The 26803-nt window shown below is 64.4% G+C and carries 23 protein-coding genes; 8 read left to right on the top strand and 15 right to left on the bottom strand.

Annotation, left to right across the window (positions count from 1 at the left end):
- From DY926_RS16150 to DY926_RS18035, 7 genes are all read right to left on the bottom strand, one after another.
- The coding region (locus DY926_RS16150) for an HAD family hydrolase (RefSeq protein ID WP_148707834.1) at nucleotides 1–187 on the bottom strand (187 nt) is incomplete at its 3' end.
- 30 nt (nucleotides 188–217) lie between these two features.
- Nucleotides 218–1045, bottom strand: coding sequence for a Cof-type HAD-IIB family hydrolase (locus tag DY926_RS16155; protein ID WP_186336206.1), 828 nt, complete (start codon nucleotides 1043–1045; stop codon nucleotides 218–220).
- 5 nt (nucleotides 1046–1050) lie between these two features.
- The gene (gene zwf, locus DY926_RS16160; protein WP_116704315.1) at nucleotides 1051–2580 is read right to left on the bottom strand and encodes a glucose-6-phosphate dehydrogenase; all 1530 of its coding nucleotides are present in this window, start codon (nucleotides 2578–2580) and stop codon (nucleotides 1051–1053) included.
- 150 nt (nucleotides 2581–2730) lie between these two features.
- A complete protein-coding gene (gnd, locus tag DY926_RS16165; protein ID WP_116704284.1) occupies nucleotides 2731–3729 on the bottom strand; it encodes a phosphogluconate dehydrogenase (NAD(+)-dependent, decarboxylating) in 999 nt (332 codons plus the stop codon).
- 120 nt (nucleotides 3730–3849) lie between these two features.
- Nucleotides 3850–6708 carry a bifunctional transaldolase/phosoglucose isomerase gene (locus DY926_RS16170; RefSeq protein WP_116704316.1) on the bottom strand — a complete coding sequence of 953 codons (2859 nt, stop codon included), beginning with the start codon at nucleotides 6706–6708 and terminating at the stop codon, nucleotides 3850–3852.
- Nucleotides 6709–6827: 119 nt separating this feature from the next.
- On the bottom strand, nucleotides 6828–8939 hold the full coding sequence (gene tkt, locus DY926_RS16175; protein ID WP_116704285.1) for a transketolase: 2112 nt from the start codon (nucleotides 8937–8939) through the stop codon (nucleotides 6828–6830).
- A 191-nt stretch (nucleotides 8940–9130) separates the two neighbouring features.
- On the bottom strand, nucleotides 9131–9259 hold the full coding sequence (locus DY926_RS18035; protein WP_274541814.1) for a hypothetical protein: 129 nt from the start codon (nucleotides 9257–9259) through the stop codon (nucleotides 9131–9133).
- 46 nt (nucleotides 9260–9305) lie between these two features.
- Here DY926_RS18035 and DY926_RS16180 point away from each other — a divergent pair, with 46 nt between their 5' ends.
- From DY926_RS16180 to DY926_RS16195, 4 genes are all read left to right on the top strand, one after another.
- The gene (locus tag DY926_RS16180; RefSeq protein WP_116704286.1) at nucleotides 9306–10331 is read left to right on the top strand and encodes an MBL fold metallo-hydrolase; all 1026 of its coding nucleotides are present in this window, start codon (nucleotides 9306–9308) and stop codon (nucleotides 10329–10331) included.
- Nucleotides 10332–10426: 95 nt separating this feature from the next.
- A complete protein-coding gene (locus DY926_RS16185; protein WP_116704317.1) occupies nucleotides 10427–10975 on the top strand; it encodes an ankyrin repeat domain-containing protein in 549 nt (182 codons plus the stop codon).
- A 103-nt stretch (nucleotides 10976–11078) separates the two neighbouring features.
- Nucleotides 11079–12149 carry a histidinol-phosphate transaminase gene (gene hisC / locus DY926_RS16190; protein WP_116704318.1) on the top strand — a complete coding sequence of 357 codons (1071 nt, stop codon included), beginning with the start codon at nucleotides 11079–11081 and terminating at the stop codon, nucleotides 12147–12149.
- A 143-nt stretch (nucleotides 12150–12292) separates the two neighbouring features.
- Nucleotides 12293–12574: a hypothetical protein gene (locus DY926_RS16195; protein WP_116704287.1), complete on the top strand. Its 282-nt coding sequence runs from the start codon at nucleotides 12293–12295 to the stop codon at nucleotides 12572–12574.
- A gap of 127 nt (nucleotides 12575–12701) precedes the next feature.
- Here the strand turns inward: DY926_RS16195 and DY926_RS16200 are convergent, their stop codons facing one another.
- Entirely contained in the window at nucleotides 12702–14015 is a 1314-nt protein-coding gene (locus tag DY926_RS16200) for an MFS transporter (protein WP_116704288.1), read from the bottom strand.
- Between the two features lie 177 nt (nucleotides 14016–14192).
- Here DY926_RS16200 and DY926_RS17140 point away from each other — a divergent pair, with 177 nt between their 5' ends.
- Together DY926_RS17140 and DY926_RS16205 are read left to right on the top strand one after the other, a co-directional pair.
- Entirely contained in the window at nucleotides 14193–14654 is a 462-nt protein-coding gene (locus DY926_RS17140; RefSeq protein ID WP_148707835.1) for a hypothetical protein, read from the top strand.
- 31 nt (nucleotides 14655–14685) lie between these two features.
- Nucleotides 14686–15180, top strand: a complete 495-nt coding sequence (locus DY926_RS16205; protein ID WP_241503282.1) for a hypothetical protein — start codon at nucleotides 14686–14688, stop codon at nucleotides 15178–15180.
- A 24-nt stretch (nucleotides 15181–15204) separates the two neighbouring features.
- Here DY926_RS16205 and mdoH read toward each other — a convergent pair whose 3' ends face one another.
- The 3 genes from mdoH to DY926_RS16220 all read right to left on the bottom strand — a co-directional run bounded on the left by mdoH (nucleotide 15205) and on the right by DY926_RS16220 (nucleotide 19318).
- Nucleotides 15205–17382 (bottom strand): glucans biosynthesis glucosyltransferase MdoH, encoded by a 2178-nt coding sequence (gene mdoH / locus DY926_RS16210; RefSeq protein WP_116704289.1) that lies wholly within the window; start codon nucleotides 17380–17382, stop codon nucleotides 15205–15207.
- Entirely contained in the window at nucleotides 17370–18875 is a 1506-nt protein-coding gene (locus tag DY926_RS16215; protein WP_116704290.1) for a glucan biosynthesis protein, read from the bottom strand. Before DY926_RS16215 ends, mdoH begins: the two co-directional genes overlap by 13 nt.
- A gap of 98 nt (nucleotides 18876–18973) precedes the next feature.
- Nucleotides 18974–19318: a winged helix-turn-helix domain-containing protein gene (locus DY926_RS16220; RefSeq protein ID WP_116704291.1), complete on the bottom strand. Its 345-nt coding sequence runs from the start codon at nucleotides 19316–19318 to the stop codon at nucleotides 18974–18976.
- A gap of 82 nt (nucleotides 19319–19400) precedes the next feature.
- Here DY926_RS16220 and DY926_RS16225 point away from each other — a divergent pair, with 82 nt between their 5' ends.
- Nucleotides 19401–19949, top strand: a complete 549-nt coding sequence (locus DY926_RS16225; RefSeq protein WP_116704320.1) for a GNAT family N-acetyltransferase — start codon at nucleotides 19401–19403, stop codon at nucleotides 19947–19949.
- 12 nt (nucleotides 19950–19961) lie between these two features.
- Here the strand turns inward: DY926_RS16225 and DY926_RS16230 are convergent, their stop codons facing one another.
- The 4 genes from DY926_RS16230 to DY926_RS16245 all read right to left on the bottom strand — a co-directional run bounded on the left by DY926_RS16230 (nucleotide 19962) and on the right by DY926_RS16245 (nucleotide 25385).
- On the bottom strand, nucleotides 19962–21425 hold the full coding sequence (locus tag DY926_RS16230) for a mannitol dehydrogenase family protein (protein WP_116704292.1): 1464 nt from the start codon (nucleotides 21423–21425) through the stop codon (nucleotides 19962–19964).
- A 42-nt stretch (nucleotides 21426–21467) separates the two neighbouring features.
- The gene (locus tag DY926_RS16235; RefSeq protein ID WP_116704293.1) at nucleotides 21468–22583 is read right to left on the bottom strand and encodes an FUSC family protein; all 1116 of its coding nucleotides are present in this window, start codon (nucleotides 22581–22583) and stop codon (nucleotides 21468–21470) included.
- Between the two features lie 5 nt (nucleotides 22584–22588).
- Nucleotides 22589–24139, bottom strand: a complete 1551-nt coding sequence (locus DY926_RS16240) for a DegQ family serine endoprotease (protein ID WP_116704294.1) — start codon at nucleotides 24137–24139, stop codon at nucleotides 22589–22591.
- Nucleotides 24140–24224: 85 nt separating this feature from the next.
- Nucleotides 24225–25385 (bottom strand): OpgC family protein, encoded by a 1161-nt coding sequence (locus DY926_RS16245; RefSeq protein ID WP_116704321.1) that lies wholly within the window; start codon nucleotides 25383–25385, stop codon nucleotides 24225–24227.
- Nucleotides 25386–25617: 232 nt separating this feature from the next.
- On the opposite strand from DY926_RS16245, the gene DY926_RS16250 reads away from it, so the two are divergent.
- The gene (locus DY926_RS16250) at nucleotides 25618–26754 is read left to right on the top strand and encodes an Mrp/NBP35 family ATP-binding protein (RefSeq protein WP_116704295.1); all 1137 of its coding nucleotides are present in this window, start codon (nucleotides 25618–25620) and stop codon (nucleotides 26752–26754) included.
- The last annotated feature ends 49 nt before the right edge of the window (nucleotides 26755–26803 follow it).

Here is a 26803-nt window from a genome sequence, read left to right on the forward strand (position 1 = left end):
CCATCTTCATGCCCTTGGGCGGGCGGCCACTGGTGATGGTGAACAGGATGCCGCGCTCACGCAGGCGTTCGACCGCCCTGATCGCGCGCGGCGTCAGGATCTTGTCCTTCGTGACCAGCGTGCCGTCCACATCCGCCAGTACAAGCTTAATCTGACTGGCTGATGGTTTAGCTGCGTCCTGAGGCATATTTACTCGTCTCCCTTATGTGCCGCGACATCATGCGCGGGACAGTACAAAACTTTCCATTGCATGCGCCCATCCATCCTGCGTGTTGGGCCTGGTCACGTAACGGGCCTGGGCTTTCACATTCTCCGGTGCGTTGCCCATGGCGATACTGACACCAGCTTCCTTCAGCATGGGAATGTCGTTGTTCATATCGCCTATGCATGCCGTTTCATGGATGCTGATATCCAGCAGGCGCGCCAGTTCCTTGGCCGCGTATCCCTTGTTCGCGCGCGGATGGGTAATGTCCAGATAGATGGGTGAGGAGCGATGCACGCTGGCTTCTCCCCCCAGCAGGGCCGCCAATTCACGCTCCACCACCGGCAGGTGCGCGGTGTCGGGCGAGACACCCATGATCTTGCCGACATCGTGGTAATGCCCGGCAAAATCAGCCACCTGCACCGGGGTGGTCTGCACCACCTCACGCTCATGGCGGACCTGTGGGGTATCCATCTTGCGCACCAGCCAGTCATGGCCAATGAACAGCCAGGGTTCGACATCATGGGCGATCAGGAATTCCACCGCCCTGTGCACGGCTTCCGGGGCAAGTGACAGGCGTTCGCGTATCGTGCCGTCGGCATTACAGATCAGGCCGCCATTCAGCCCCGCTATGGGAGTGCTGATGCGCAGTGCCCGGACATACTGCATCATCCCGCGCGGCGCGCGGCTGCTGACAAGGCTCAGGCGTATGCCCGCGTGCCCCAAATCATCGGCGGCCTTGTGGGCAGCCGGTGTGATCTCGCGTTCGGGGGTGATGAGGGTGCCATCAATATCGGACACGACAAGGCGTACGCCGCCTGCGGGGGAAACGGATACGGACATGCGGATTATCCAATTTTCAGCCAGTGACGGTGGTCACGCGCCAGAAGCGCATCGGCGGCCTTGGGGCCTTCGCTGCCCGCGGTGTAGAGCGCGAGCGTCTGGCTGTCCTGCCCCCAGTCCAGAACCGGCTGTACGGCCCGCCATCCGGCCTCGATATTATCCGCGCGCTGGAACAGTGTCGCATCCCCGATCATGCAGTCATAGATCAGGGTTTCATATCCGGTGCTGGGGCCTTCACTGAACCATTCGGCGTAATCGAACTTCATGCGCACGCCGCCCAGCCGCACGGCGGGGCCGGGAATCTTGGCTGAGAACTGCATGGTCACACCCTCGGTGGGCTGGATGTGCATGACCATGATGTTGGGGGCCAGACGGTCCACCGGCGTATCACGGAACAGGGCATACGGCGCCGACTTGAAGTGAATCGCGATCTCGGTCTTGCGCGCGGCAAGACGCTTGCCCGTGCGCACATAGAACGGCACACCGGCCCAGCGCCAGTTGTCGATCTGGAATTTCATGGCCACGTAGGTTTCGGTCAGGGAATGGGGGTCAACACCCGGTTCCTGCCGGTAACCGGGCACTTCCGTCCCCCCTACCGTGCCTGCGGCGTACTGCCCGCGCACCACGTCATCGGGTGACAGGGTGTGGATGGCGTCGAGAACCTTGGTCTTTTCGTTGCGCACGGCGTCGGCATCAAACGAGATGGGTGCTTCCATCGCCGTCATGGCCAGAAGCTGCATGACGTGGTTGGGCACCATGTCGCGCACGGCGCCGGTGCCTTCGTAAAACCGGGCGCGCTGTTCCACGCCGACCGTCTCGGCGGCGGTGATCTGGACGTGGTCTATGTTCTGGCGGTTCCACAAGGGTTCGAAAAACCCGTTGGAAAAACGCAGGGCAAGGATGTTCTGGACCGTTTCCTTGCCCAGATAATGGTCGATCCGGTAAATCTGCTGTTCGGTCAGCGTATCCAGCAGCCGGGTATTGAGCGCTATGGCCGAGGGCAGGTCATGGCCGAACGGCTTTTCCACGATCACGCGGCGGAAGGCATTGCGCCCCTCACGCACGAGGCCGGCCTCACCCAGCCGGTCCACGATGGGACCGAAGAAAAGGGCGGCCACCGCAAGGTAGAAAATGCAGTTCCGGTCCCCCACGATGGTGGAGATGTCCTGATAGGTCTGCCCGATCTCGAAATCACCGCGCACGTAGCGGATACGCGGCGCAAGCCAGTCCCATATATCCGCGCGCAGGGCCACGGCCTCGGCCCCGCGACGGGCGACGAAATTCTCCAGCGCCACGTACATGCTCTGGCGCAGTTGCGCATCGGTCAGGTCCGCGCGGTCAACGGCAACGACACTGAACCCATCATCGAGCAGCCCGGCGCAGGCGAGGTTATAGATGGCGGGAAGCAGGAGGCGATGCGTCAGATCCCCACCCCCGCCAAAAATGACGAATGATCCCGGCGGACAGCGCCGGGGCGCGTTTTCGGTGCCGGAATCCCCCACCTGCGAGACCGCTGAGGCGATAATATTTTCCATGTCTGCTACCGTTCCTGAACTGTTTTCCGCCAGCATCCCCCTTCCGGCTGTTCCGAACGCAGTCTTGTCATGCTGTCTTTTCCGGAAAGCAGCCGGGGGCGGGAATGGTGGCGCCCGGGGGACCCGGTCAGTAACCGACCGGGTCTCGGATCAGTTGTTCGTGCCTTCGATGTGGCCACCAAAGCCGAAGCGCATGGCCGACAGCATCTTCTCGGCAAAGTTGTTGCCGGTGCGCGAACGGAAGCGGGTGAACAGCGATGCGGTGATGACGGGAACCGGCACCGCTTCCTCGATCGCGGCCTCGATGGTCCAGCGGCCTTCGCCGGAATCGGCCACATCGCCCTTGTAGTTGGACAGGTCCGGGTTGCCCGCCAGCGCGCTGGCCGAAAGGTCGAGCAGCCAAGACGACACCACGCTGCCACGGCGCCAGACCTCGGCAATGTCGGTCACGTTCAGGTCAAAACGCTGGTCTTCGGGCAGGTCGGTGGAGTTCTTGGACTTCATCACGTCGAAGCCTTCGGCAAAGGCCTGCATGATGCCGTATTCGATGCCGTTATGGACCATCTTCACGAAGTGGCCGGAACCGGCGGGACCGCAATGCAGGTAGCCCTGCTCGGCGCGCGGGTCGAAGCCGGGCTTGTCGCGGTTGGGCGTGCGCGGGATGTCACCGATCCCCGGCGCCAGGGCGGACAGGATGGGATCGATATGGTCAGTCGCTTCCTTGGTGCCGCCGTACATCATGCAGTAGCCGCGTTCCAGCCCCCACACACCGCCGGACGTGCCCACGTCAATATAGTCGATGCCCTTTTTCGCCAGTTCGGCGGCGCGGCGGATGTCATCCTTGTAGAAGGAGTTGCCGCCATCAATCACGATATCGCCACGCCCCATCAGCGTGCCGAGTTCCTGCACCGCCTGTTCCGTCACCTCGCCCGCGGGCAGCATGAGCCAGATGATCTTGCGGCCGGACAGCTTGCCAACCATGTCCTTAAGCCCGGTGGCCGCCGTGGCCCGGCCACCTTCGGCCTGTTCGCACACTTTCGCGGTAACGGCGGGATCGCGATCATAGGCCACCACGTCATGACCATGGCGGGTGAGGCGGATTGAAATGTTGCCGCCCATCTTGCCAAGACCAACAATACCGATTTGCATAATAAAATACTCCTGAAGATGGGATAGGGGTCCATCCCTATAGCCTTCATGGCCATTTCCCAATGACCGCTATCAAGAAACCCGCCTTTTCGTGAGAAAAGGCGGGTCGGAAATCACGGTTCAGACCGCGCGGGCGATATCCTGCCCCAGTTTTTCAAGACCTGCTTTCAGGTCCCCGTGGATATGGACGCGCAGCACGCGGCGGCCCCGTTCGGCCAGCACCTCCATGTCACCACGGGCCTGAGCTTCCTTCACGATGCCGAAGGTGTATTTCTCACCCGGCACCGGCAGGTTCACCACGTCATCGCAGGTGATCTGCACGAACACACCCGTGTTGGGCCCGCCCTTGTAGGCCTGCCCTGTCGAATGCTGGAAGCGCGGGCCGAATTCGGCCGCCGTGGCGACCTTCAGCCCATCGCGCACGGACAGCCGCACCTTCTGTATCCATTCGCGCGTGGCCATGTCACGGTCGATATAGGCCAGCAGCGCCACGTAATCACCCGCCCCGGCACGGGCGAAATGCGCCTTGAGGATCGCCTCCGCCGTCGTGCCAGCCTTCAGCGCCGCCGCGTTTTTCGGGTCGGCATAGAAGGAGAACGGGCCATCCTTGGCAAACGGCTCGTAAGGCGGCAGCTTGCCGGTTTCGTTATAGGCGTTGGTGATCTTCTTGGTCTCGATCTTCGAGGCCTCGACATCAGGCTGGTTGAAGGCATTGATGCCGATGATCGAACCGGCCACGGCGGTGGCGAATTCCCAGCGGAAGAACTCCTCAAGCACCTGGCGGCGCTCATGCAGTTCAATGGTCACCACCGGCTCGCCCGCCTCGGCCAGCGCGGCGAAGGCCGCGTCCTGCCGGGGGCACGGATCTTCAGCCAGGCGCAGGTAGGCGAAGACACGGTCCTTGCCATATACATCGGGCTTGCCGATCGTCTCGTCATCAATGGGGATCAGGCCCTTGCCGTCCTTGCCCGTTGATTCCGCCAGAAGCTGCTCCAGCCATGCACCCATGTCGTAAATGCCGGGGGACGCGATGATGGTCACCTTGTCACGCCCGAAATCACGCGCGGCCACGCCAAGCACACTGCCCAGCACCACGCCGGGGTTCTGCGCAGGCGGGACGGAGGCGGCGCAGGACTTTTCACCACGCTGCGCGGATTCAAGCAGGAGCTTCAGCGGCAGGCCCGCCACTGCGGCAGGCACCAGACCGAAATCGGACAGAACGGAATAACGGCCACCGATCTGCTTTTCACCGTAGAAGATTTTCCAGAAACCGTCCTTCTTCGCCACGTCTTCCATGTGCGAGCCGGGATCGGTCACGGTGATGAAGTGCGATCCGACCTTGTCGCCCAGCACCTTTTTCGCCTGATCGAAGAAATAGGCCTTGAGGATGTTCGGCTCCAGCGTGCCGCCGGACTTGGACGAGACGATGAACAGCGTCTTGCTGATGTCGATCTTGTCCTGAAAATCCCTGATCTGCTGCGGGTCGGTGCTGTCGAGGACATAAAGATACGGGAAACCTTCATGCTTGCCAAATGTCTGGGCCAGCACTTCCGGGCCAAGGCTGGAGCCACCCATGCCCAGCAGCAGCGCATGCTGGAAGCCGCGCGCCTTTACCTCCGCCTGGAATTCCTCAAACTTCGACAGGGCGGCGATCTGGTCATCGGTGATGTCCAGCCATTTCAGCCAGCTTGCCTCGTCCTGCCCGGTCCACAGGCTGGCATCCTTGTTCCACAGGCGACGGACCTTGCCGGCCTTGCGCCATGCATCCTGTTCCGCCTTGACCGCCTTGTCCAGATCGGCCGGCAGCTTGAGGGCGGTGGACGTGACCTTCTTGCCCAGGAACGCCGCCTGCTTGGCCGCGACCGAACCCAGCAGGTCGTCAAACGCATCGGCGAAGGAAGCAACACCCTCATCCACCAGCGTTTTCGTTACACCTGCCAGATCAAGGCCAAGGCGCTCGGCTTCCGCCAGCACCTTGCGCGCGCCGGGCAGATCCTGCGTCAGGGTCTCGGCCACCTTGCCGTGGTCACGGAAGGCGTCGAACGTTGCAGGCGGGATGGTGTTGACGGTCTCGGGGCCGATCAGCCCGTCCACATACAGCACGTCGCTGAAGGACTTGTCCTTCGTGCCAGTGCTGGCCCACAGCAGGCGCTGCGGCATGGCCCCGGCATCGGCCAGCTTCTTCCAACGGGGGCTGGCGGTGACTTCGCGCCAGTATTCATACGCCATCTTGGCGTTGGCGATCGCAACCTTGCCGCGCAGGGCCTTGAGGCTGGCCGCTTCCTTGTCACCAGCGGCGACGCGGGTGTCGATTTCCTTGTCGATCTTCACGTCGATGCGGCTGACGAAGAAGGAGGCGACGCTGGCGATGCCCTTCACGCTCTCGCCACGGCCCAGGCGGTCTTCCAGCCCGGCGATGTAGGCTTCGAGCACCTTCTTGTACGCATCGAAGGAGAACAGCAGGGTGACGTTGATGCTCAGCCCGTCCGCAATGGCGGTGCGGATGGCGGGAACGCCTTCATCCGTGCCGGGAATCTTGATCATGAGGTTACGGGCATCGACCGCCTTCCACAGGCGGCGGGCCTCGTGCAGCGTGCCGGCCGTGTCGCGCGCCAGATAGGGCGAGACCTCAAGGCTGACATAACCGTCCACGCCCTTCGTCTGTTCATAGACGGGGTACAGCACCTTCGCGGCGGCGCGGATATCGTCAATGGCTAGCAGTTCGTACAGCGTCCCGGCATCGACAATGCGGTGCTCCAGCACCGAGCGGATCTGCGCGTCGTAATCCGTGCCCTGCCCCATGGCTTTCTGGAAGATGGCAGGGTTGGAGGTCACACCCTTCAGGCCGTCCTCATCCACCAGTTTTTTCAGGCTGCCATTTTCGGTATAGGACCGCTGGATGAAGTCCAGCCAGGGGGACTGACCGTAACGGGCCAGTTCCTTCAACGGATTTTCTTCACCAGATTCACGCGCATTCATGGCTGTCGCACTCATGGCTGTGCTTCCTTTGCTTCCCGGCGGCGGGAGGGACCGCGCCGCCTGACGTTCCACGACGGGGCGGGCGGGAACGCAAAGCCCCGCCCGCCCTGCCGTCCCTTTTATTTCCCGGCCTGCCTGCGGGCGGCGGCCACGACGGCCTCGACCGTGAAGCCGAACTTGACCTCCAGCTTCTCCGCCGGGGCGGAGGCACCAAAGCCGTGCATGACGATCGTCTCGCCCGCAAGGCCGGTGTAGCGGTCCCAGCCAAGCTGCGCCGCCTGTTCCACCGCCACGCGCGCGGTCACGTCCGGCGGCAGCACGCTGTCACGATAGGATTTGGGCTGGGCCTCGAACAGGTCCCACGACGGCATGGAGACGAGCCGCACCTTGATGCCGTCCGCCTTCAGCTTTTCCGCCGCCTTGATGATGAGACCGACCTCGCTGCCCGTTGCCATGAGTATGACATCGGGACGCCCCTCGCTATCCGCAAGGATATAGGCCCCTTTTGCCAGACCCGTGGCAGGCGCATAGGTCTTGCGGCAGATGGTGGGCAGGTTCTGGCGGCTCAGCGCCAGCACGCTGGGGCGGTCCGTGATCTTGATCAGCGTGCGCCAGGCTTCCGCCACCTCGTTGGCATCGGCGGGGCGCAGCACGGTCACGCCGGGGGTCGCACGAAGCTGGGCAAGCTGCTCGATGGGCTGGTGGGTCGGTCCATCCTCGCCCACGCCGATCGAATCATGGGTGAAGATGTAGGTCACCGGCAGCTTCATGAGCGACGACAGGCGGATGGGCGGCTTCATGTAATCGGAGAAGATCAGGAAGCCCGAGCAGTAGGCCCGGATGCCATACAGCGCGAGACCGTTGCTGATCGACCCCATGGCGTGTTCACGCACGCCGAAATGCAGGTTGCGCCCGCCATAGCTGCCGCCCCACTGCGGCGGCTGGAAATCACCCGCGCCATCAAATGTCAGGTGCGTCTTGGTGGAGGGCGAAAGGTCGGCCGAGCCGCCGATCATCCACGGATAGTTCTTCGCGATGACATTGAGCACCTTGCCCGAGCTGGCGCGCGAGGCGACACCCTTGGCATCCGCGTCGAACACCGGAATGTCCGCGTCCCAGCCCTCGGGCAGGGTGCCGGCGAAGATATGGTCAAGCTGCTTCGCCGCATCGGAGAACTTGGCGCGATAGGCGGCGAACAGCTCTTTCCACGCCTTGCTGGCCTCGGCCCCACGCGGGCCGATTCCCTGCTGGAAGTGCTCGGGCACGCCCTCGGGCACATAGAAGCTCTTGTCTTCCGGCCAGCCGTAGAATTTCTTGGTCTCGCGGATTTCCTCCACACCCAGCGGCGCGCCATGGGCTTCCGCCGTGCCGGCAAGGTGCGGCGCGCCCCAGCCGATGATGGAATGGACGATGATCAGCGTGGGGCGGGAGGTCTCGGCCTTCGCCTCGGCCAGCAGGCGGCGGAAATCACCGGTGTCGTTGGCGTCCTTCAGTTCAAGGACGTGCCAGCCATAGGCCTCGAAGCGCTTGTGCACGCTTTCGGTGAAGGCGATGTTGGTCGAGCCTTCGATGGAGATCTGGTTGCTGTCATAGATCCACGTAAGGTTGCCCAGCTTGAGGTGCCCCGCGATGGACGCGGCCTCGCTGGAAATGCCTTCCATGTTGTCGCCATCACCGCACAGCGTATAGATGTGGTGGTCAAACAGCTTGAAGCCGGGGCGGTTGTAGCGCTCCGCCAGCCATTTTTCGGCAATGGCCATGCCCACCGAGTTGCCGCAGCCCTGGCCCAGCGGGCCGGTCGTGGTCTCGACACCGGCGGTGTGGTGGTATTCCGGGTGGCCGGGGGTGAGCGAATCAAGCTGGCGGAACTGTTCCAGGTCTTCCAGCGTCAGCGCCGGGCGGTTGGCCGCGGGCTTGCCGGGGCGCACATCGCGGATGCCCGCCAGGTAGATCAGCGAATACAGCAGCATGGATGCGTGCCCGATGGAGAGCACGAAACGGTCACGGTTGGGCCACAGCGGGTCGGCCGGGTCGTAGTTCAGCACATCACGCCACAGCGTATAGGCCACGGGGGCAAGCGCCATGGCGGTACCCGGATGGCCGGAATTCGCTTTCTGCACCGCATCCATGGATAGCGTGCGGATGGTGTTGATGCACAGCGTATCGATATTAGTGGGCATGCTGCCGCCTCCTTCTGGCGCCATCGGGGGAGATGTAAACAGGGAACGCATAAAAACCGGCCTCCTTACAGCCATGGTTGTCGTCCTGCCCCGACCAGGCCAGAGACATGGGCCAGACAACCTTTCTTCTTTTTCTTTCCATACGACCCGTCCCGCCCGGCGGGCAGGATGGGGGTGCAAGGTCAAAAGGCTTTGTCGGCACGCACCTTCTCACGACCTTGGGGACGGAACAAGCCATCTCATCAAGCCGTTACCGGCGCCATTCGCCGGGCAGCCATCTGGCGGGCCTGCACCTGGTACCAGCGCAGGCGCCACAGGCCGGTTGCAGCCTTGCCCCATGCTGCCCGGAATTTGACACAGCCACCCGCCATCCCTCTCCTGTCGCGTCAGGACACACCACGGTCAGGGAGGTCGTGCATGCCGCTGTTACCCGCCAGCGATCACACCGATGGCATCCGTTTTTTCAATCCGGCCGCCATCCGTCCCGCAAACGCGCCACCTGCGCGCCTGCGCTGGCAGGCCATCATGAAATGGCAGTTCAGCCGCCCGCGCTCGGACTGGCCGCGCTGGATCGAGAACCCGCCCCCCATGGGCGACCCGTACGCCCCGCCCGCGCCTGATACGGTGCAGATCACGTTCATCGGCCACAGCACGTTCCTGATCCGCCTGCCCCGGCCTGATGGCACGGTGCTGAGTGTGCTGACCGACCCGGTTTTCTCGCCGCGCTGCTCGCCGCTGTCATTCATGGGGCCGAAACGGGTGCGCGCACCGGGGCGGGCGCTGGCGGACCTGCCGCCGGTTGATGTCGTGCTGGTCTCCCATGCCCATTACGACCATATGGACCTGCCCTCGCTACGCGCGCTGGCGCGGCGGGGAGATGACCCGCTGGTGGTCACCCCGCTGCGGAACGCCCGCTTCATGCGCGCGACGGGCCTGCGCCGCATCATGGAACTGGACTGGTGGCAGGACGTGGGCGTGCCCGGCCTGCGCGTGACCTGCACCCCGGCCCGCCACGGGGCCGCCCGCACGCCCTTTGACCGCAATAAGAGCCTGTGGGGTGGGTTCATGCTGCGCGACGGGGCGGGCCATCAGCTTTTCTTCGCCGGGGATACGGCCCATGGCCGCCACTGGTCGCTGATCCACGCGCGCCTGGGCGCGCCGGACATCGCGCTGCTGCCCATCGGGGCATATGCGCCGCGTGCGCTCATGGCCGGGGTGCACACCACACCGGAGGAAGCGCTGTCCGGCCTGCACGAACTGGGGGCAGAGCAGGGAATCGGCATGCATTTCGGCACCTTCCGCCTGACGGATGAACCGATGGACGAGCCCGTCCAGCGCCTGCGCGCCGCCATGCGCGCGGCAGGCCCCACGGCGCGGGGCATGGACGTGCTGGCGCATGGGGAATGTCGCAACATGGCATGGCGGCCACCTCCCGCCACATGATTGCCCGATGTTCTTTTCAGCCAAACCATCCTATGATGCGCCACGCCCGCAGGGGCAGCCCCCATCTTGCACAACCCGACCAGTCAGGCAGGCACATGACCGATACAATCGCCAGCGGCGACCAGGCCGCAGCCCCCGAATCCTTCAGCAATGCGGAAATCGAGGCCCTGTTCCTGTCCGCCGCGCGCGATGGGCAGACCGACCTTGTGACCGAATTCGTGAATGCGGGCCTCAACCCGGACATACGCAATGACAAGGGCCACACCGCGCTGATTCTCGCGGCCTATAACGGCCATGCCGAGACGGTGCGCGCCCTGCTGGCTGGCGGGGCGAAGCCGGACCTGCGTGATGACAAGGGATCAACCGCGCTGGCCGGTGTCGCCTTCAAGGGGGATCTGGCATGCGCGCGCATCCTGCTCGAACATGGCGCGGGCATTGACGTGCCCAACAATATCGGCCGCACGCCGCTGATTTTCGCGGCAATGTTCAACCGCGACTCCATGGTCACCTTCCTGCTTGAACACGGCGCCGATCCCGACCTGCGTGACGGGGAGGGTATCAGTGCCCGCAGCTTCGCCACGCGCCAGGGCAACACGGCCCTGCTGGCCGCCATGGACCGCCTGAAAGCCCCCGTGCGGGGCTGAACGCCCGCCCTTCCCCATCGCGCCACCCGACACCATGCGCCGCCCGCGCCATGCCGCGCGGCGCGCCTTCGTTCATACCCTGACCAAGCTGGAATTCCCCCTGATGAGCCGTTTCTGGAGTCCTGTCGTTCACACCCTGACCCCGTATGTGCCGGGGGAACAGCCCAGACTGGCCAACCTGATCAAGCTCAATACCAATGAGTGCCCGTACGGCCCCTCACCCAAAGCGCTCGAGGCCATCCGGGCCGCAACCGACGATACGCTGCGCCTCTACCCCGACCCCACGGCCCACGCGCTGTGCGCCGCCATCGCGCGCGCGCATGACGTGCCGGCCGACCATGTGTTCGTGGGCAATGGCTCGGATGAGGTGCTGGCCCATGCGTTCCAGGGGCTGCTCAACCATGATGACCCGCTGCTGTTCCCTGACATCAGCTACAGCTTCTACCCCGTCTATTGCGGGCTGTATGGCATCCGGCATGAGACCGTGCCGCTGGATGAGGGCATGCACATCGACATTGCCGATTACCGCAGGCCGTGCGGCGGCATCATCATCCCCAACCCCAACGCACCGACCGGCATGGCGCTGCCGCTGGACGACATACGCACCCTGCTGACCGACCACCCCGATGCGGTGGTGGTGATTGACGAAGCCTATGTCGATTTCGGGGCCGAGACGGCCATTGCCCTGGTTGCCCGGCACCCCAACCTGCTGGTGGTGCGCACGCTGTCCAAATCCAGCGCGCTGGCGGGGCTGCGGGTGGGTTACGCCATTGGCCAGCCCGACCTGATTGCGGCGCTGACGCGGGTAAAGGACAGCTTCAATTCCTATCCACTGGACCGGCTGGCGCAGGCCGGGGCCATTGCCGCGATCGAGGATCGGGAATGGCTTGCCAAAACCCGTGAGAAGATCATAAGCTCCCGGAACAGGCTGACAGACAGCCTGGGGAAGATGGGGTTCGTGGTTCTGCCGTCACAGGCGAATTTCGTATTTGCCCGGCATCCGGACCGTGATGGCGCATATCTGGCATCCGCCCTGCGGGAGCGGGCGATCATCGTGCGCCATTTCCGGACCCCGCGCATCGCGCAATGGCTACGCATCACCATTGGCACGGACGCCGAATGTCAGGCCCTGATAACGGGGCTGGCCGAAGTGCTTGCGCAGAACAGGGGCTGACCAGCCCCCGGTTCACCACATACCGCGCCCGTCCACCCCGCCCTGACCGGCGGGCAGGGGCGCATTACGTGCCGCGCGTCTTTCCAACCACATGGTTAATTGGCAACTCATTTCCTGGACCCGAGGTCCACAGGATACCTATCATGCGCGCATTCCACGGACAGATGTCCGACAACCAGCCGATCCGTCGCTCGCTGCCTGAAAAGCAGAAACAGCTACGCGACCTGCGTGAAACGCTGGCGACGATGAAATCGCACACATCCCCTGCCCTGCGCGAAAGCGTGCAGAAACGCATCCGCCAGCTTGAAAGCGAAATCAGCGCCGCGCCGGCCCTGAAAACCGATGCGAAACGCCGCGCGCCTTCGGGCAGCACCGGCACCGGGCCGCAGCGCTCCCCGCGCAGGCGACCCGAACGCGGGATCTGAACACAACAGAAAGCCGGGTGCTGGTTCAGCCCCGGCTTTTTTTGTGCCCGCATTTTCTCAGCATAAAAAAAGGGGCCTGCCGGAAATGGCAGGCCCCAAAGTCAGTCAGGCTGGAAGAACGAACCGATCAGTGACCGGTCAGTTCCTCGGCAATGTCGCCACGCATCGCGGCTTCATCCAGATGGCGGCGCGCCTCGGGTGAGATGGTCAGGACCATCGTCATCGCGGCGGAAGCCACATACAGGCCACAGAAGATCCAGATGATCCCCTCAATCCCGTGCCAGGATTCGAACCACGTCACGATGGCCGGGCCAACCCAGGTGCTCGCACCGGCACCCAGCCCAAGGGCGGACAGTGCGGCGGCCTTTTCCTTGGGGCAGATCTGCGGCACGAGACCCGACAGCGGCACGAAGGCGGCGATCGTCGCGCCATACAGCACGCCCATGATGGCGGCGATGGTGAAGTTGCCGGGGAACATCTGCGGCACATAATAGAACAGCGGCACGGTAATGGCGGCGCCGATGCCACCACCAATCGCCACGACCGCACGGTGGCCAAGGCGGTCCGCCGTCATGCCGGACATGAGGTTGACCAGGATGTTCGACAGGAAGATCAGCGACAGGAGCTGAAGCCACTGCGACAGCGAAAACCCGATCTGCTTGGTGAAGAACGCCGGCATGATCACCAGGAACGCATATTCCGACGACGTGTTGATGGTGCGCACCAGCATGGCGATGAACGTCTTGGGTTCGCGCCACAGGATGCTGATGGAGCTGAAGAAGATCGTGCCGACAGGCGTGCCCGGGGTGGCCAGGCGCTTCATGCCGGTCGGTTCATTCGTCATCATCAGGGCAAGCAGGCCACCGAACATGACCAGCGCCAGCGAGGACCAGAACGTCGCCATCTCACCGATCAGCGGAATGGTGAAGCTGGCGAACAGCGAACCCAGCGTGGGCAGCCCGCCCGAGAAGGCGAACCAGAACCACCCGGCGGCCGAGCCAAGCTGGCGCGGCGGGGTCGCTGCCGCGATCCAGACCAGAAAGCCGTAGGTGAACAGCGGGTAGCCAAAACCACGCATGGTGTAGGCGGCCAGCATGATCGGGTAGCTGTTCACCGCCACGCCGAAGGTCAGGAACGCCACCTCGAATACCGCCCAGATGCCAAGCCCGATCCACATGACCCGCTTGGGGCCCCACAGGTCGGACAGCGGCCCCGATGCCCATGAGGACAGGGAGACGGTTACGCCATAAATGGTGAACAGAAGCGCGGTGTCACGCGATGAGATACCATGCCCCTCAAGATAGGGGGCCAGATAGCCAGCCTCGACCCCGTCACCGATCATGAAGAACAGCAGGCCGACAAAACCCCAGAACAGGGGGGCGGGAATGCCAAGCCGGTCGGCGAAGGACGGGGATTCGGACAGATTGTCTGTCTGTTTCAAGGGGAGATTCTCCTCTTTCACAGGCAGCCGACACGAAAATGAGTGGCTCCGCCTCATTGCGGAGCGTCGATGCAGGCTGCGTCCGCCTGATCCGGCAAGCCGGAAACACCAGTGCGGAACCTCAGTTTCACAGGTTCGGGCGTGCAGTCACCCGCACCGGCTACAGCACGGGGCCGGATGCCGAATATCCGCCAGACCCCCCAGCGCAACATGCTGGCAGACCTGTTTTTCCCATGCGTGCCACCGGCAGAAGTCGTCAATCCAGCAGGAAAACGTGCCATAAGGCACGCATTGCAAAACAACCTTATGAAAAAACACAAAATCGTACCGAAAAAACAGGCACGATCATGTGATCTCTCATGCTGGAAAGACCAAAAACAAACCAGATATACAAAATCGTTGCGTTTCCGAACGATTTCACAGTGTTGCGATAGTTTCCAACCTCCGCAAAAACACAAAAAATATATTCAGTGGGTCCAATCTATACTCAAAAATCCCCGAGAATGTAAGAGAATTCTCGAATTTTTGCCACGATTCGACTTTTCTCCTTATTATATCAACATATTCCAGACCGCGTTTTCTGGGGTGCGTGGCGCGGGCGGCGATCCGCCTTCCACAACCGGCGGGTTCCTGCCATAGTCGCGGCACGCTCCCGCCCCATGCGGGGGCCATGCGCTCCAATACCGGGATATGGACAAACGGAACGGTCACGGTGAACATCAAGCTGCCTACCCACCTTGCCGCAGTGTCGGCCGCGTTGCTGTTCTGCGCCCCGCTGGCCTGTGCCCCCGCCCATGGGCAGAGCCTGTCCGTGCAGAAAGTGCAGCGCGCGCTGGCGGTCCTGCGCCTCAAGCCCAACCTGGCCAGCCAGGCCTGCCTCGACAAACTCGAGGACCTGCACAAGATGGAGAAATTCATCGATGAGGCCGGGGAGAACGCGCATAACCCCAACCTGTCGCTGGCGCACGATGTCATGACATCGGATTACGAGGACGCAACCGAATCCTGCGTGCCCGACGCCGCAAAGGTGTGCGAGGCCCCCGGCAGCCTCGCCAGCCCCAACCAGCAGAAACTGTGCGACGCGCTGGATGCGGTCATGTCGGTTGATGGCGATGATGAAGGCGAGGAAGCGATTTCCGCCCCGCAGGGCACGTCGAGCGACTGACCGGCCGCCCGCGTTTTCACATGTTCAGGGCAGCCGGGCCAGAAGCCGCAGCCCTTCCGCATTGCCCAGCACGGCTGATTTTTCCGCGCGGTTGAGTTCGCCTACGGCCGTGGCCAGATCCGGGGCCTCACGCACCTTCAGCAGGCCGACCAGCAGGGCAGGATTGATCGGGTCCCCCCGGTGGCGGGGCGGCGGCAGCAGGATTTCATGCACCCGGAGCAGTTCGGCCCGCGCGCGCAGGGCGGCAATGGCTTCGGGCACCGGATGGCCCGCCATCTGCCGCATATAGCTCACGGCTTCCTTCAGCACCGGTGGTGGCGCCGTTTCCTCGGGGATCAGCAGCAGGTGGGCGCGCCGGAACGCCTGACCGACCGCCGTGCTGCCGGTCAGCGCCGTCAGCGGGATGGCGCAGACCAGCCCCAGCGTGACCGGCAGCATCCATAAAAACAGCGGGAGCGAGACACTCCACGCGGCAGCGGCCAGGGCAATGCCCATGATGGTATGCACCATGTAAAGCCGCACGTTCTGCATGAGCTGCAGGCTGCCCGCGTCACGCCGCTGCGCGTTCCACCCCGAATCCCGCCCCATCAGGATGGAAATGACACCGCTGGTCTGGATCAGCATGGCGATCGGGGCCATGAGCCCCCCCACCACCGTTTCCACCACGATGGAGGCCGCCGCCGCCATGGCCCCGCCACAGCCCCGCCGCAACGGGCCATCGAGCAGCAGCACGATATACGCCAGCATCTTGGGGGCCAGCAGCACAAACATGGTGCCCAGAAACATGTATTCCGCCTGAACCGGGTCCACATGCGGCCAGTGGGGATAGAGCAGCTTGGTATCGCCAAAATATTCCGGCTTGTAGAAGCGGCTCTGCAGCGACACCACGATGCCGACCAGCAGGAAGATCAGCCACAGCGGCGAAGTGACATAGGAGCCGATACCCATGAGCATGTGCATGCGGCTGACCCAGTGCAGGCCGTTGGCCGGGATCACCTTGGCATGCTGCAGGTTGCCCTGGCACCACCGCCGGTCACGGATGGCGATGTCCGTCAGCGAGGGGGGGCTTTCCTCATACGATCCACTCAGGGCGGGCACCATATGGATGGCCCAGCCACCGCGGCGCATGAGTGCGGCCTCCACGAAGTCATGGCTCATGATCGCCCCGCCAAAGGGCTTGCGGCCCGACAGGTGGGGCATGCCCGCCTGCTCGGCAAAGGCCCGGGTGCGGATGATCGCGTTATGGCCCCAGTAATTCCCTTCCGACCCGTGCCACCACGCAATGCCATGGGCGATCAGCGGGCCATAGACGCGCCCGGCGAACTGCTGCATGCGCGCGAACAGGGTCGATCCGTTCACAATGACCGGCAGGGACTGGATCAGCCCCACGCCGGGGTTGCGCTCCATGGCCGCTGTCAGGCGCACGATCACGTCGCCCGCCATGACGCTATCGGCATCAAGCGTGATCATATGCTGGTAGGCCGCGCCATAGGCCCGCACCCACTGGGCGATATTGCCCGCCTTGCGGTCGGTATTGACCGCACGGCGGCGGTAGAACAGCCGCCCGCCCCATCCGGTCGCGCGGCACAGGGCCATATAGGCGGCTTCCTCCGCCACCCATATGTCCGGGTCGGTCGTGTCGGACAGGATGAACACGTCAAACGCGCGTTCCTGCAACGTGGCGGTCAGGCTGTCTATGGTCGCGCGCAGTCCGGCCATGACCCGGCCCGGGTCCTCGTTATAGGTTGGCATGAGCAGCGCCGTGCGGCTGGACAGGCGCGGCAGCGGCCCGGTGCGCGTAATGCCCAGCCCCAGCCCGCCATGCGCCAGCATCGACCCGAACCCCGCGATGGCGGAGGTAAAGGCCAGTGCGATCCACAGGAACAGCACCACAAACAGCACCAGCATGACCATGCCGGCCACGGAACGCTGCACGGCGTTGAACACCAGGTCCATCTCGTACCCGGCCATTCCGGTCATGACCAGCGCGCCGCCAATCACCAGCAGCCGCCGCAGCGTGATCAGCCGCCACTGTGTCGATGGGACCGGGCCGCGCCCGTGCAGGTCCGGCGCATCGGCCAGCGGGTGGACAGGCATGTCCAGCGGCGCGGGCGGCGGCAGGGCGGACCAGCCCTGCGGCAGCAGGGTGGCCGGATCGCCCACCGGCGGGCCCGACGCCGCCGGGCCGCCTACGGCGTCCATCGATAGACCCATTCTTCCGATACGGGGCCGTTATCATCAGCCAGCACGCAGTTCAGTTCCGCCACCTTGGCGTCACCCGGTGCGAATTCGAACGTGCTGCGCCAGCCATGGATGGGGGGAACCGGCTCAACCACCACATTGCGGATTTCACCCGCCGAGGTACGGCATTGCAGATGGAAATGCGGCTTGTCGGGCAGGTTCTGGAACGGGGCGCCCACAAAATCGAGGTCAAAGAAGCGGGTGTGCGAATCATCGGTCGATTCCCCCACGCGCGTCGCCGCCACGCGGGCCAGCTTGGTCGGCCACGGCGTGTCCCAGCCCCAGTACATGCGGTAGGTGAAGATGTATTCATGCCCCGCGTTCAGCGGCTGCTGGGGCCGCCAGAAGGAGACGATGTTGTCGTTCACCTCGTTGGGCGTGGGAATTTCGACCAGATCAACCGCGCCCATGCCCCAGTCCCCGATCGGCTCGATCCACAGCGAGGGACGCTTTTCATAATTCAGGGCCACGTCCTCGAAATCGGCGAAGGCGCGCTTGCGCTGCATGAGGCCGAAGCCATGCGGCCGGACATCGCTGAAGGCGGAGAACTGGAGGTCACGCGGGTTGCGCAGCGGCCGCCACAACTGCTGGCCGCTGCCCGTCCACATCGAGAGGCCCTCACTGTCATGGGCGGCGGGACGCCAGTCATCAACGCGGGTGCGGTCGTTCGCATCGAAATAGAACATGCCCGTCAGCGGTGCGATGCCGGATTCCGCAATGTTCTTGCGCGGGTAGAGATAGGACTGGACATCAAAGACCGTGGTCTCGCCCGGGCGGATGGTGAAGCGGAACGCACCGGCAAGGGAGGGACTGTCCAGCAGCGCATGCACCACGACGCTATCCACCCCCGCCTTGGGCTTTTCCAGCCAGAAGGCGCGGAACAGAGCGAATTCCTCACCCGCCGGGTCACCCGTGCCATTGGCGAAGCCACGGGCGGACAGGCCATAGTTCTGCCCCTTCGCCACGGCGCGGAAATAGGACGCGCCAAGGAAGACGCAGAATTCCTCCATCACGCCGGGCGTGTTGATCGGCGCGCGCAGGCGCAGCCCGGCAAAGCCGATGTCGTCATTCACCCGCAGGGCGGGATCGCCATAATCAAACATGTCCGGGTTGAAGGTGATGGGGCGGGACTGCCCGTCAACGACTTCGTTCATTTCAATGCGCGGCGCGTACAGATAGCCGCGCGGAAAGAACTCGACATCGAAACCAAGGTTCTCGCCATGCCACAATGCCTGTTCCGAACGGAACGACATGGAGTTGTACTGGTCGAAGTTCAGGTTACGCAGGGCCGGGGGCAGCGTCTGTGGCGGCGGCTGGTAGGCCTGCTGGGAAAGCTGGTGCGCCAGGGTACGGACGGTGGTGGAATCGAAATTGCTGCTCTGTGTCGCCCTGGCGGGCCGTATCGTACGCATGCCCGCAAGGGACAGGACGGAAAGGGCGGTTCCCGCTTTCATTAAATCACGTCGTAACACTGCGCTGAACTCCGGTTCGTTCTTCTTATTATGGCCAAGCAGATGCTGAAATGAGTGTGATCATCACGACCATGGCTTTTTCACGGCGGGGGCGAGCACATGGCCGCCAAAGTTTCCAGCGGGGCACGGGTCGCGTCACGCGCCGCATCCTCGATCTGCCGGTACAGCCGCAGCACGGTTTCACCCTCGGCCGAAAGCCCGGCGCCACCGCCACCACCCGGCTTGGCGGACACCAGCGGGCGGGTGAAGGCGGTGTTCATGGCCTCGACCAGCAGCCATGCCCGGCGGTAGGACATGCCCATCGCCCTTGCTGCGGCCGAAATGGAACCCGTCCTGCCAATCTGCTCAAGCAGCTTGATCTTGCCGTGTCCAAGCAGGGGGGTGCCGTTTGCATCAAGCCGCAACGTCAGGCGCATTTCTGTCATGGTTTTTCTTACTCCCGCCAGCAGCTATACCATTGGTCGTTTCTACCGGAAACGTCTTCTTCTGGAAGGGAATTCTGCCATCATGACCCGATCCGGCCACCCGGCCGCGCCCATGCCGCCGCCCCTTTCGGGCCAGTGGCGGCCCATGCAGGCGGAAGACCTGCCCGCGGTGGAGGCGCTGGCAGCGCGCCTGCACCCCGGCTGCCCGGAGCGGCGCACGGTGCTGGAGGAACGCCAGACCCTGTGCCCGGCAGGCTGCCTGGTCCTGCCCGACCCCGCCGCCGGCGTGGGGGGATATGTGCTGAGCCACCCATGGCGCATGGCCTCTCCCCCGGCTCTGGACACCTACCTACGCCACCTGCCCGAACGGGCCGATTGCTGGTACCTGCATGATATCGCCATAGCTTCCCACCTGCGCGGGCGTGGCGACATGCATGCCGCCCTGCGGATCATGACGGCGCAGGCCCGGCGGCAGGGCGTGGCGTGGCTTGCGCTCATGGCGGCCGAGGGCGCGCGGGCGGTCTGGGCGCATATGGGCTTTACGCCCATTGCAGGCATACCGCCGCATGTAACGCGCAGCTATGGGCCGGATGCCTGCCCCATGCGCCGCGCCATCCCTCCGGCCCCCTGACCCCGCGATACGTTACGCGGGGAGGCTGGCGCGCAGCCCGCACGTGCGGATGGACTGGCGCGCGGCAATGATCGCCGCATCAAGTGCTGCCGTATCCATGTCGCGCCAGCCATCGAACGCGGACAGCGCCAGCGCGGCCGACAGATCATCGGCCCGGGCGAGTGCCAGCTCATCCTCGCCCAGCGTGGGTTCGATCGGGGTATAGGCCTGCCCCTTCTCATCACGCCCGCCCAGCATTTCCAGATAGGCGGCGATGCCGAAGGCGATCCGGTCAAGCGGACGCCCGCTGGCCAGGGAGCGGCGCACGGTATCGGTCCAGAAGACCCGCACCTTGGACGCGCCATCACTGCATATGCGCAGCAGCGTATCCGCGACCGCCGGGTTGGAGAACCGGCTGAGCAGGCGCTTGCGGTAGGCATCAAGGTCCACGCCCGCCGGGGCGTCGATCTGGGGCATCGCGTCCTGTGTCCAGTATGCGTTGACCAGACGGTCCAGATCCGCATCCGCCACCGTTTCATGGGCATAGCGATGGCCCAGCAGCAGCCCGGTCGAACCCAGTAGCAGGTGCGCGGCGTTGAGCATGCGCACCTTCACCTGCTCGTAACCGGCCACGTCATCCACGAACTCCACCCCGGCCTTTTCCAGCGCGGGGCGGCCGTTGCAGAATTTGTCCTCCAGCACCCACTGGCTGAAATCCTCCGCCAGCACGGGCAGTTCGTCATCCAGGCCGCTGGCTTCATTCAGCGCCTTACGCGTATCGGCATCAACGCCCGGGGTGATGCGGTCCACCATGGAGCACGGGAAGGTGACATTGGCGTCGATCCATTCCGCCAGGTCCGCATCCAGCGCGCGGGCATAGCCCACGAAGGCTTCATGCGCGACATGGCCGTTGCTGCGCAGGTTATCGCATGACAGGACGGTAAACGGCCCCGTGCCCGCCGCGCGCCTGCGGCGCAGGGCCTCGACCACATAGCCGAACACGGTGGCGGGCTGGCCGGGATTGTCCAGATCGGCGCGGATGGCGGGGGTATCGAGCCGGAAACGCCCGGTTTCCTCGTCAATATTATAGCCGCCTTCGGTTATCGTCATGCTGACGATACGTGTCTGCGGGTCAACAAGGCGGGCCAGAACGGCATCGGGGTTGGCGGGGGCAAGCAGGTATTCGCGCAGCGCCCCGATTACGGAGACAGTGCGCGCGCCATCGGCCGTGACCTCCGTCAGGGAATACAGGCAGTCCTGCTGCTGGAAGGCCCGGGCCTTGGCCTCGCTACGCGCGCCGCCGCTCAGGCCGACACCCACGATCCCCCATTCCGACTGCCCGGGCAGGCCGAGGCATTTGTTGACGTACCATGCCTCATGCGCACGGAAAAAGTTGCCAACACCAAAATGAACGATCCCACGCCCCACGTCCCCCAGTTGATATTGTGGCGCCTGCACGCCAGCGGGAAGATGCTTCAGGGTTGTTTCATTCAGCATGGTGTCTTTCAAACTCCTTGTATGTATGTCTGCTGGCCGGTCCTATCGCCTGTCCGCCCCTGCGGCCTCGACCGGCCCGAAGGAAACTTCAGCCAGAAGCGGGTGTCCCGAAAGCGGGAACGGGCCATCATCGGTGCGCCCGTCCGACCAGATGTTGCGTATGGCAAGCCGCATGTCGGCATGCAGCAGCCCCACGGCAAAACGCATGACAGGCGTCCAGTGTTCCCCTGTCTGTTCCAGGCGGTCGAGCATGTCACGCATGCCCTCGCTATCCAGCGCCTGCCCACGGCGGGCTGCAGCGGTCGCATCGCAGCGGTCGGCCATCTGGCCCAGGAACCCGACCAGCATGTCACGCTCATGCGCCAGCATGTCGCCCGTGCGCGCGGTTTCACCTTCCACCGCCGCGCGGGCAATGAAGATAGCATCCGAACGGAGCCGACGCAAAAGCCCCGGCAGGCGCGCCACCAGCGGGTCATGCCGGGCCAGCGCGCCGGGATGTTCCACCTCGGCCTCCTGCACGCCGTCATTGATGTCCTGCAACAGCGCGCGGCATGTCACGTCCGCCGTGGCCAGCATGTCATAATCGGGGTGCTGGCGCAGCGCGCTGGCCAGCAGGTCGCCCAGCCTGCGCAGCAGGGTGGCGGAATCCCGCAGCACCTCGCGCCGGGCCTCGTTGCGCAGCACGAAGAACGAGACCGCGAACGACACAACCACCCCCGTCATGATCGAGGCGATACGCTGCAGCGGGCGAGAAAACGGCGCGCCGGTGGATGGAAACAGCAGCACGACCATAAGGGTCACGATCGCGACCCGCATCTTGGGCCGCAACGCCACGATAACCGCCAGCGGCATGAGCATGACCCAGAACACCATGGGCAGCGAAAAGCCGTACCACTGCTCCAGCGCGATGGCCGACATGCCCGCCGCCGCCCCGATCAGGGTGCCGACAACCTGCTCACGCCCGGTGGAAAGCGTCTGGGTCAGGCGGGTCTGGGTAATGACGATGACCGATGTGATCAGCGCCCAGACCGGCTCCTCCAGATGGATGAGGTGGGCGACAATACCGGACAGGATGAGCGAAACGGTCATCCGCACGACCTGCCGCCACGTTCCCTTCTGCACGATGGAACGCAGCGTGGCCTCCAGGCGCGTTCCCATGCGGATCAGTGCCCTGTGCCATCCGGCAGCGGGAAGGGCACCCAGCGCAGCCCGTCGGCGTTCTGCACCAGGAACAGCACGGTCCGGCGGTGGCCCGTACGCGCCGCGTCGATCTGGCGGCGCAGGTCGGCAGGCGTATTGACGGCGGACTGCTGCACCTCGGTTATCACGTCACCGGGGCGCAGGCCGCGCTCGGCGGCGGGGCTGTCCTCGCTCACGCCGGTCACCAGCACGCCCTTCTGCCCTTCGGCCATGTTGTATTTCTGGCGCGCGATGTCATCAATCTCGCCCACGGTAAAGCCCATGCCCGTAATCGCCACGGTGTTCTGCGCCGGGTCATGGGCGGGCGAATGGGCACCTTCGGTCTTGTCGGACTTTTCTTCGGGCAGGGCGCCGATGGTGATGGGCACCTCCATCTGCTTGCCCTTACGCCAGATACCCAGATGCGCCACGCTGCCACCGGCCAGTTCGGCCACCAGGCGCGGCAGGGCGCGGCCATCAATGTCCTTGCCGTTCAGGCTCTGGATCACGTCCCCGGTCTGGAGATGGGCCACATCCGCCGGTCCCTTCGGCTCAACACCCGCGATCAGCGCGCCATGGGCGCCCTGCAGGCCCAGCCCCTCGGCAATTTCCTGCGTCACGTCCTGAATACGCACCCCGATCCACCCGCGCGTTACGGTGCCGTGGTGGCGGAGCTGTTCGATAATGCCCTGCGCCTCGGCCGAGGGGATGGAGAACCCGATGCCTATCGACCCGCCGGAAGGCGAGAAGATGGCGGTGTTGATGCCGATGACCTCCCCTTTCAGGTTGAACAGCGGGCCACCGGAATTGCCCTTGTTGATGGGGGCGTCCGTCTGGATGAAGTCATCATACGGGCCCTGTTCGATATTGCGCCCGCGGGAGGAAATGATCCCCGCCGTGACCGTGCCCGACAGGCCGAACGGATTGCCGATGGCCAGCACCCAGTCCCCCACCCGCGCGTGGTCACTATCCCCGAACGGTACGGCGGGCAGCGGCTTGGGGCTGTCCACCTTCAGCACCGCGAGGTCGGTCCGGTCGTCATGGCCGAGCAGCCGCGCCTTGAGCACGGTGTTGTCCTGTAGCGTGACGGTGATCTGGTCGGCATGGCGCACGACGTGGTTGTTGGTCACGATCACGCCCGAGGGGTCGATGATGAAGCCCGAGCCCAGCGCCTGCATCTTGCGCGGCGGCGCGTTGGGGGCGTTCTGGCGGTTCATGAAATCATGGAAGAATTTCTCGAACGGCGAGCCTTCGGGGAAGTTGGGCACCTGCGGGGTGCTATCCCCGTCATCGCCGCCTTCCTCGTCATCATCGCCGGGGCGGACCATCTCGGTGGTGGAGACATTGACCACGGCGGGCAGCAGTCGCGCCGCCAGGTCGGCAAAGCTGTCGGGCATGTTGCGCCCTTCGCCCGGCAGGCGCAGGGGGGCAGCGGCGGCCGCCGGTTCCTGCGCATGGGCGGTATATGCCGCGCAGGTCGTAAGCAGCCCCAGGGCAAGGCAGGACCGGGAAAGGGCAGCGACACGAAAGGACATGGGGTGCATATATCCTGCTGAACTGGCTGAACTGGATCGGACGGACAGCTATACCATGGCCTTGGCAGGTGCGGAAATTATGGCGTCAGTTCCCGCATAATGGTGCGCGCGCACCAAGCTTGCCCGCCCCGCCCTGCGCCGCCCCACGGGCCGCGTTGCGCTGGCGTTCCCGCGCGCGGGCGACCGCCAGCAGCACGATGAACCCCACCACGTTGACCGCCACCTGCATCACGAACCCCGTGCCGAAACTGGTCAGCACCAGCCGCCCATACAGGTCCACAATGGTGCCCATGGTAAAGATTTCCAGCGAATGACGGCCAAACAGCGCCATGAGCTGCCCCGCGCGGGTGGCAGCCAGCCCCGTTGCCCGTGTGGAGGACTGGACAAGGTAGAACAGCGCCAGCACATCAAGCAGCCGCCATGGCGAAAGGATCATCTTGTCCGGCACCCTCATGGCCACGGGCCGCAGGTCATCAAAGCCCCAGTCCGTCCATGGAAAGGACTGCACGGCGGAAAACACCAGATACAGCCCGCATGCCGCCGCCAGCACGAACGAACGCGGCAGACTGCCGTCATGCCGCCCCGCCACCCGTGCCGCGCACACCCCCAGCACGAACAGGAACTGCCACGCCAGCGGGTCGAAATACCAGCCATCCGGATCAAGCCAGTTGGGAAAGTTGAGCCGTGGGTCAACATTGACCACCAGCCACACCGCACCGCTCATGCCCAGCACCACGCTGGTCCCCACCCCGCGCAGCAGCGCGTATAACGGCGCAAAGCCCAGCAGCAGCACGATATAGAGCGGCAGGATGTTCAGGTTGCCCGGCAACGCCACCAGCGAGAGCACCCGCCAGACCGAATCCAGCCCATGCGCCAGTTCCGGCTCCAGAAAATCAACCGGCACGGGCCAGAAATGCCGCCATATGCGAATGGTCGAGACACAGACCACAACCAGCACGATCTGGTACACATAAAGCTGCCAGCACCGCCGCCCGATGCGCATCAGCACCGTGGATACGGGCCTGGTGCCAAACGCCCGCCCGTAGGCCAGCCATGACGCATAACCCGCCAGCAGCACGAACACCTCCGCCGCATCGGCAAAGCCGATATTGCGCATGGTGAAGCGGTTGAGCACATTCTGCGGGATATGATCGACACACATCATGAGCAGCGCCACCCCACGCAGGGCGTCAACCCGGTGGTCCCGACGGTGACGGGGGGTGGCGTGTGAAGTAGTGCTGCCCATCGTGTTCCCTGCCTGCCTGACTCCGCGCATGAAAACCATTCTTATCATGCGGCGTGGAAGCTAAAGCAGCAAACCCGTTCCCGTGCCACTCCCCCGCCGCAGGGACGGCACGCACGCGGTGCATGGTCGGGCGTGAAGTGGCGTGACACCCCCACCACGGTTTCATGACTCGACCACACCCGCCCGCACCTTTTATACCCGCAGGGGCGACTAGAGCAGGAAACGCACCATCATGACCAATCCGGACAGGACAACCATCGAGACCGTGCTGCAGCAGGTCCTTACGGCAGACAGATCCACCAGCGCAGCGAAGCTGGGCAGTCTGGACGCCTTCATGGTGCGTGACGGGGTGCTCCATGTCGCCATCGCGACCGACCGCGCGCGCGCGGCCCAGTTGCAGCCCCTGCTGCCGGAACTGGAACGTGCCCTTGTGGCCGCGGTTCCCGGCTGCACCGGGGCCAGCGTGATCCTGACCGCGCACCGCCCGGCACCCACGCCCGCACCTGCCGCCCCGCCAGCATCTGGCGGGCACCGCCCGCTCAACCTTGGCGGCGCGCCAAAGCCAAAGGCCCCGACCGGCCCCCTGCCCCCACATGTGGGGGTGGTGATTGCCGTGGCATCAGGCAAGGGAGGCGTTGGCAAATCGACCACCGCCGTGAACCTGGCCGTGGGGCTGGGGCTGGAGGGGCTGAAGGTCGGCCTGCTGGATGCGGATATCCACGGTCCGTCCCTGCCGCGCATGATGGGGCTGAAAGACCAGCCCGAGGTTGCGGACGGCCATCTGGTCCCGCCGCGCAAATGGGGCATCAGCGCCATGTCGATCGGCATGCTGGTCAACGAGACCGAAGCCATGATCTGGCGCGGGCCGATGGTAATGGGCGCCATCAACCAGCTGCTGGGGGACGTGGAATGGGGCGCGCTGGATGTGCTGGTGGTGGACATGCCGCCCGGCACGGGGGACGCGCAGCTGACACTGGCACAGAAAACCGCGCTGGCCGGGGCCATCATTGTTTCCACCCCGCAGGACATCGCGCTGCTGGATGCGCGGCGCGGCATTACCATGTTCAGCAAGATGAACGTGCCGGTGCTGGGGATCGTGGAGAACATGTCCTATTTCTGCTGCCCCAACTGCAACCACCGCACCGAACTGTTCGGCCATGGTGGCGCGCGGGCGGAAGCGCAGGAAATGGGCGTGCCGTTCCTGGGTGAAATCCCGCTTCTGGCCGATATCCGCGCCAGCGCGGATGAGGGCGCGCCCATCGTGATCGCCGCACCCGACAGTGCTGCGGGGCAGGCCTATCGCAGCCTGGCCCATACGGTTGGCGCGACATTGCGCCGCGTGCTGGAACAGAAAAAAACCGCTGACTGACCCATCAGGCCGGACGCCGCGCGCCGCCTGCCACCATGGCAGCGGGCGC

Origin of the sequence: Komagataeibacter melaceti (assembly GCF_003403295.1) — a bacterium.
Lineage (GTDB): Bacteria > Pseudomonadota > Alphaproteobacteria > Acetobacterales > Acetobacteraceae > Komagataeibacter > Komagataeibacter melaceti.